Below are 6,870 nucleotides of genomic sequence, written 5' to 3'. Positions count from 1 at the left end.
CATCCTTTTTTTGATTTAAATTATTGATTAATAAACTGTTAAAAAAAGCAAACTAAAACCCCTCCTGAGTGGTGAAGCGGTTTAGATGGTACACCTATAGCTCCTTAAGCAAAGATTCGCTTCCCTGCTGTATTGTTGTTATATTCCCGGGCCTTTCAAAAGGTGATCTACTCACTTATGGCAGTTCTTAATACCTTATCCCGGTATGGCTTTAAGTCTGTGATTTGATCGATACTTACCAACGACGTTGGAGCAATGCCTTTTGTCTCGATGCAATTAAATTTATTCAGGTATAATTTTCCGATGAGCGCATCGGTGTAGAAAACTACTTTCGAAGGAAAATTCAGATCATACCTGTCTGCAAGGACACCGCCTGTGCTTTCGCTGCCAATAAGAACTGTATTGGCCCTGTTCGCTAAAATACCGGCGATAAAGATCTCCGATGCGCAGGCCGTATTTTTATCGCATAAAACAACAAGCTTTGCTGTCGGATTCAGGTGATAATACTGATTGGACTTGATAATGAGGGGATCTGAATAATTACCTTCAAAATCTTTTATCTTATATATGGTAGCCGGCTTATCAAAAAAAACAGACAGCAACCGGAACACTGACAAACCGATCCCGCCACCGTTGCCCCTAAGATCGATGATGACTTTGCGGGCATTCTTCACATTATCCCAATTATTTAAAAACCTTCTATAAACATCTAATGTCCAGCTTGATATCTGGTAATAAGCCACATCTTTATCCAGCATTTTAAAATAACATTGCTTTGGTTTAAAGTTTTCATCAACCGTTAAGGTGCCATTATACTTCATGCACACCTTTTGTTGCATGCCATCAATTCCCTTAACAGTCAGGACAGTACTGTCCGCTTTGTGCTTTCCAAGGCCATCCAAAAACTCGCCATTGAGATTCTTTGCATCTTCCGGATCGTTTTTCCTCAAACTATCCATAATATCGGTAACCAACCGCTGGTCGATTTTTATAATTTCTTCGCCCAATGGCAGCACCGTTTTATAGCGTTCATCGAAAACTGCCGCGACATAAAGTTTATTACTTATGCTATAGGCTCTCAGCGGCCTGATTACTTTTTGTACTGGCTGGGCCTTAATTGCGCCGCCTGACTGTATATTGATACCTAAGTGCGGATCATGAAATTCATCTTTTAAAAAACGTGATAATATCCCCACATAGTTATAAAAACCTGCGGTATCCGTATTTAACCGCATTATTTTCTGAAGCTTCCGCAGCGCCGAATCTTTATTGATATTTCTTTCGGCGTAAAAAGGGTAATTTTTAACGGAGCTGAGTACAGCATTATTGATCAAATCCCGCTCAGCCAGCTTATCATCCAGATCGGACAGATAAATACTTGAGCCAAGGACACCTCTTTTTTCCTGATCTGTCGATGAAGAAATGTATTCGCTCATAAAGTCGGAGGACGTCGACGGCTGTTTCCTGTTTTTCTTGGCAACTTGCGGCAAATAAAAATCCGGGGGAAGGCTGACATATTTTACCGAACCGTGTACAACCGCTAAATCAGCTGCATAAACTTTTAACTTCAATTCCGGGTTGACCGGCACTGCCAGCACCGCGAGCTTAAATTTATCACTTAAAGGAAAAAGGCCCTTATCTTTAAATATTGCTGGCAGTTCCTTGCTACTGTCCCATTCGCCCAGGTTATCTGATAGCTGGTTTTGGTATCCCTGATAAGTTACTTTTATAGTTTTTGAATAAAAAGTCCGGCTGTAAGGATTGTACATCAAAAATAAAAGGCTCCCCACATTTTCGAGATATAAGTCAGTCTGGAGAAAATGCTCGGAAGAATCCAGTTTGGCCTGGTAATAGAAATCGGTTTTCCATATATAACCCTTTCCCATACCTTCGCCAGCATCTATAAGCGGGTAAACTTTTGTACTTAACCTATCATAGAACTCGTATTCTGGGAATAGAAAATTGAGCGTTTTTTGGTTCTTGTCCTGCACGATGCTATACACTGTTTTGTCGTTAACAAAATCACGTGTTTGGGCTTTCCACTGGCAAAATCCCGAAGAGGGGAAAAACGAAATAAAAAGCAATAATATCTTTATATTTTTCATCTCTGATTTTGATTAGGCTACTTCGAGTCCGGCAGTTAAATGAACATCCAATTCGTATAATGATCCAAGCTCTTTCAGCAGTGAACTTTCGATAAATTCCCACTGGTCATCCGGTGTGAAGCCGCTAAAGCGGGAACGGCAAATGGTTATAACTTTCGGTACAACCTTGCTCTGCTTTAGTTTCCGGGTTACTTCGGCAATCCGTTCGCTGATCAGCTCCCGGTCTACTTTTAAGGTAAAAGGGTAAAGGTCCGGATAGGTATGCTTGTAATCATTAAGTATAAGGTGATACTTACCATCTGATTCATAAACGTTTGATTTAAAACCCAGAAATTTACTTTGGTGGTAAGGTGTACTATGAAATTTTTCATATTCAGCTTTTGTTATTTCAATGCTTATTTCATACAGCTCTACGGGGTTTCCGGAGCAGGAAAAATAATCGAGATCGATATCCAAGGCTATGGAAAGCTCCGTTTCAGGCATTTCGTTGATATTATTTAAATGAAAATCAAAGATTTTCAGATCATGATCTATTTCTGAAGCCTTCTTTATTTCTTCGGTAACAGGCCCTGAAAGCAGCTTCAACCCGTCCGCATTATAAGTCCTGACATACATGAGATGATCTCGCTTGGTAGCTTTATGTTGCACTTTAAACCAATAGATACTGCTGAAAATGCCTTTGTACATAGCCGGCATTATAAATGAGCCTATCCCGATTTCCTCATGCGTGAACGCCCTAACTTCACGCTGTTCGGCCGCGTTCACGCAATTAATGGACTTATTGAACCTGGGGACCCCCATATCTCCATGTTCATCTATATGGTACAAAACATTATTGGCTGCAGGTAACATACCCTTCTGTACACATTCAGTCCACACATAATAAGCTTCATTATGCTCTTCCAGAATAAAAACTGGTATCTTTTGTGATCTCATATAACTTTAAAATATAGGGATGTGGTTTATAGCTTCAGTGCGTATTTCATAAATTTAGACCATCAGCTTTAGCTGAAAATATTTATTACACAAGCACCGCTGATGTTTACACCAACGTTAGGTTTGATGTAGTTATCTGCTCCGGAGAACGGACTGATCACTGTTTAAGGGGCTTTTCAGAGATTGGTTAGTGCCCGAAATACTTTAAATGCTGGCTTCACGATGGTAAAAAACATAAGGTGGAACCATGTCTTTGTTCCTGTTAAAATGTGCTTTTATTGTTTTATAATTTAAAACGCAGTACATCACCGCTTTCCACCAGGAAAGAAAAGAAACCAGTAACCAAAATAAAGGATAGAGCAGAATACTGAGCATGGAAGGGTTTTGCACAAACCTCTTTTCTTTAGGAGCGTATGTTAACAGTAATAAATAATAGCATTCACTTAAACAATAGCTTATCGATAAAACGGCGATAAGGCTTTTGAAGCCTGTGGCGGCTACTATCATCACCAGTATTGGAAACAGTAATAACAGCAAAACAGATACAAAATCCTGTAAGGTACGTAAACCGATGACACTGCCTGATTTAATTTGGGCGAAATAAAACGCATGCTCTTTGATAACAGTTTCAATGTACCCCGTGTACCAACGGGTACGCTGACTTATCAATTGGGGAAGACGGCTGGGCGGACGGGTCAAAGCTTCTACATTTTCAAGATAAAACACCTTCAAATTAAGCTTGGCGCCAATAGTAGCAGCTTCCCGGTCCTCCCCACTCCTTAAACCGGAATGCATTTTGTAAATATCAAGCAACATGGTTCTGCGGTAACAAGATCCGGCACCAGGCATAACAGGGACAGACCGCTCTTTCTGGTGAAACTTATAATATGTCCTGGCAAAGCAATATTCCAATTGTTGCATTTTGAACGTAAGGCCGCTTTCCCCAAATGGATACATTCTCAAATAACAACCCATAAATTCTTGCGAATAATCCAGACGCATGACTGCCATTCTCAAATTTTCAAGATGGCCGAGGTCTGTATCAAAATCTGACAGTATTAGATAATCATAAGAGGTATTTATGGCCGTCAAATTCAATGCGCCAACTTTTTGTGTATTGCTGGCTATGGCTGCCGAATAAAACCCGCTGTCAACCCGCTGCTGAAAACGTGCTAATATTTCCCTGCTCTCATCATTTGAACCGTCGTCGATTAATATAACATCCAGCTCATCGGAATACTTGTGAGCCAAAGTTGAAAAATACTCCAGGCGACCATAATAATATGCTATGTCTTTACACTCATTGAATTGAGGAATAAGCACGGCCATTCTTTTCGCAGAAAAAGCTGGCTGTTTTATCCACGAAAAGAGATCTAATTGTTGATGTTTCGGTTTCATGATATTTGATTTCGATCTGATAATCCTTGCTCCGGGGCTTCATCATCAGATTATAAGACGTTAATGCAGGCGTATGCGCACGGTTAATACTTAACAACTGCAGACATTGTATGGGAGGCAGATGGAGTGGAAAACCTCTATCTTATTACCAGAACAAGCTGTTAATTATCCGGATATTGTTCGATGGGCAGCTGATAACTTATCATTTTTCAATAACTGTAATAAATCTTTAACCTGACGATCGGGATGGGCGACGATATAGCTCATTACAATTCTATGAACGAATGCAAGTGTTTCTAAAAATCCGGGATCAAAGAACCGTAAATTGCAGCTCCAACGAAATGCAAAGGCGTCCAGGTATTGAGATACCGCGCATTCTAATGGATAATATGTGCTTTGATGGTCTTGGTAACCAATTGGGCTGTCGTTTCCTATCAATGACGCGGAACCTAATTTACTCAATTCCAGGTTAGCATACAGATCACAATTCCCGCGCAAGTAGCTTTCATCCAGGCCAAGATAACCATGGTCAAAAATTATATGCCGGCATGCATTTACAAGGTTTAGGCGGAAACCTGCCGCAATATCCGAAATAGTAGCCTCATGGTTTAAAGTATGAGTCAAGTAAATGCCTCCTGTGAGGCATCCGATGGTTTCATTAAATTTGCTTAAAAACCTGTTAGCCACAGGCGATGCAAAAATGATGTTGTTTGCTTTGTTCAGATGGTTCAAACTGAGCAGGAAACCCGCATAGAAAACGGGAGCCAACCCAAATTTCAATGTTAATGGAGATGAAAGGATTTCAGTATATGCATCATCGGTAAAATTTGTCACATAGGCAGTTGCCTTCTGCGGAAGATGCGATCCGCTATATTTAAGATCGCTGTCAACATATCCTTGATAGCCTAAAGCTGATGGTTCACCGGATAAAACCCGCCTCCAGTATGCAATATCCCTATCTTTATTTTTTGAGCATTGGAAGTTCTGGTGTTCGGTGAATTCTTTTAACTGAACTGGTGGTGATTGAAAGAACGGATACTTTCCGAGTTTATGTTTTGAGTAAACATCCGTTATTTCATCTTTCAGTATCTTAACGGACCATGCATCTGAAATAATGTGATGGAGTACAACACTTACGTTGTACAGTTGCCCGCTGATTTTAAAGAGCAGAAATTTACTCAGCGGCCCATTATTTAACTCATGAAAACTGATCATTTTCTTTTGCACCATAAAATGGTGCTGTTCGTGGCCCGGCAAAGTGCTGATATCATAATATTGGAGATCAAAGCACTCCAATGCTTCGGGCAAAATAACCTGTCTGACCTCGCCAGCTATCAAGGGGAAAATTGTACGTAGACTCTCATGCCTTTCATACAAGACACCTACTGTTTTTTTTAAAACTTCAGCATCAACTTTTTCAGGATAAAAGTCTAAGATCAGCGCATCCTGATATCCTGATTTATCTGGATGGGTATTTGCCAGCCACCACTTTTTTTGTGAAACGGAAGGCGCAATTATTTCTGCCGGCATGTGATCCATGTTTAACTTATTGAAATGTCAAATTGAAATATCAAAGCTTAGATTTTTTCGGTGCTGCCTCCCAACCCCGTTTTTTTTACCAGGGGGCTTCCTTTATAATATACTGTACTGCTACTTATCAGTGGTATGTGTACATTCAACCGATCCCGGCAATTGACCCAGGCGTTGCAGCTTCCGTTTAAGCGCAGGTTTGCCTCATTCGCGGATAATTCTTGCGCATGAATGTCTCCGCTTCCAGACAGATCAATAGCCGCGTGTTGTGTTTTTCCTGACAGGTCAAAATCTGCAGATCCTTTGCCGGTCACCTTTAAATCAATGCAATCTAAAGCCGCTTTTACTTTTCCCGAGCCAATGTTCAAAATTCGGACAGAAGGTCCGGTTAATTTAACATTGAGCGTGTTGATATCGGCAGAGCCTACATTTTTTATAGTTCTTACTTTTTCGGCGGGAATTGATACTTTGATAGCGGTTTTAGGATTGAACCAGATACCAGGATCATTTTTGATAACGAGCGTACCTTTTTCTGCTTTCAATTGTATGTGGGGTATGATATTGCTGTCTGCTTCAATAACGATGGCGCCAGTATCGGCTGTGAGATAAACATTTAGTTGCGAATAGATTTCAACCGATAAATAACTATTTACATGATAAGCTTTCCGCAGGCTTTTGCCATCGCCGTTAATAGCCTGCGCACTGGCACAGGAAAAAACAAGCAAAAACAGCAGTGAAGCCAAAACATTCCTTGCTATGAACCGTTCAATATATCCTTCCTGCGATGTAAGTGTATTTTCCATATCAATTGATTTGCTGGGTGGCCCCGAACGGGTTATTTATTAGAATGCCCTGTGTTAACTTTATTTGTATGGCCGGGAAAGATGATCAGGTCAGGTCT

5 protein-coding genes are annotated in these 6,870 nt (G+C 40.5%); all 5 read right to left on the bottom strand.

Annotation, left to right across the window (positions count from 1 at the left end; all coding sequences use genetic code 11):
• Positions 1–167: 167 nt before the first annotated feature.
• On the bottom strand, positions 168–2,105 hold the full coding sequence (locus IEX80_RS27675) for a S41 family peptidase (protein ID WP_188834827.1): 1,938 nt from the start codon (positions 2,103–2,105) through the stop codon (positions 168–170).
• A 12-nt stretch (positions 2,106–2,117) separates the two neighbouring features.
• Positions 2,118–3,041 (bottom strand): peptide arginase, FlmR/OhkR family, encoded by a 924-nt coding sequence (locus tag IEX80_RS27670; protein ID WP_188834826.1) that lies wholly within the window; start codon positions 3,039–3,041, stop codon positions 2,118–2,120.
• Positions 3,042–3,245: 204 nt separating this feature from the next.
• The gene (locus IEX80_RS27665; protein WP_188834825.1) at positions 3,246–4,439 is read right to left on the bottom strand and encodes a glycosyltransferase family 2 protein; all 1,194 of its coding nucleotides are present in this window, start codon (positions 4,437–4,439) and stop codon (positions 3,246–3,248) included.
• 165 nt (positions 4,440–4,604) lie between these two features.
• Positions 4,605–5,969 carry a condensation domain-containing protein gene (locus tag IEX80_RS27660; protein ID WP_188834824.1) on the bottom strand — a complete coding sequence of 455 codons (1,365 nt, stop codon included), beginning with the start codon at positions 5,967–5,969 and terminating at the stop codon, positions 4,605–4,607.
• A gap of 47 nt (positions 5,970–6,016) precedes the next feature.
• A complete protein-coding gene (locus tag IEX80_RS27655) occupies positions 6,017–6,772 on the bottom strand; it encodes a head GIN domain-containing protein (protein ID WP_188834823.1) in 756 nt (251 codons plus the stop codon).
• Between the last annotated feature and the right edge of the window lie 98 nt (positions 6,773–6,870).

This window comes from Mucilaginibacter rubeus, assembly GCF_014643835.1.
In the GTDB taxonomy this organism is placed as follows: Bacteria; Bacteroidota; Bacteroidia; order Sphingobacteriales; family Sphingobacteriaceae; genus Mucilaginibacter; species Mucilaginibacter rubeus.
Note: the sequence above shows the minus strand (reverse complement) of the source record. Positions and strands in the feature narration are given on the sequence as shown.

What these genes read in the sequence shown, in the direction of transcription:
- IEX80_RS27655 (WP_188834823.1), bottom strand. Translation starts at nt 6,772, where the DNA reads ATGGAAAATACACTTACATCGCAGGAAGGATATATTGAACGGTTCATA.
- IEX80_RS27675 (WP_188834827.1), bottom strand. Translation starts at nt 2,105, where the DNA reads ATGAAAAATATAAAGATATTATTGCTTTTTATTTCGTTTTTCCCCTCT.
- IEX80_RS27670 (WP_188834826.1), bottom strand. Translation starts at nt 3,041, where the DNA reads ATGAGATCACAAAAGATACCAGTTTTTATTCTGGAAGAGCATAATGAA.
- IEX80_RS27665 (WP_188834825.1), bottom strand. Translation starts at nt 4,439, where the DNA reads ATGAAACCGAAACATCAACAATTAGATCTCTTTTCGTGGATAAAACAG.
- IEX80_RS27660 (WP_188834824.1), bottom strand. Translation starts at nt 5,969, where the DNA reads ATGCCGGCAGAAATAATTGCGCCTTCCGTTTCACAAAAAAAGTGGTGG.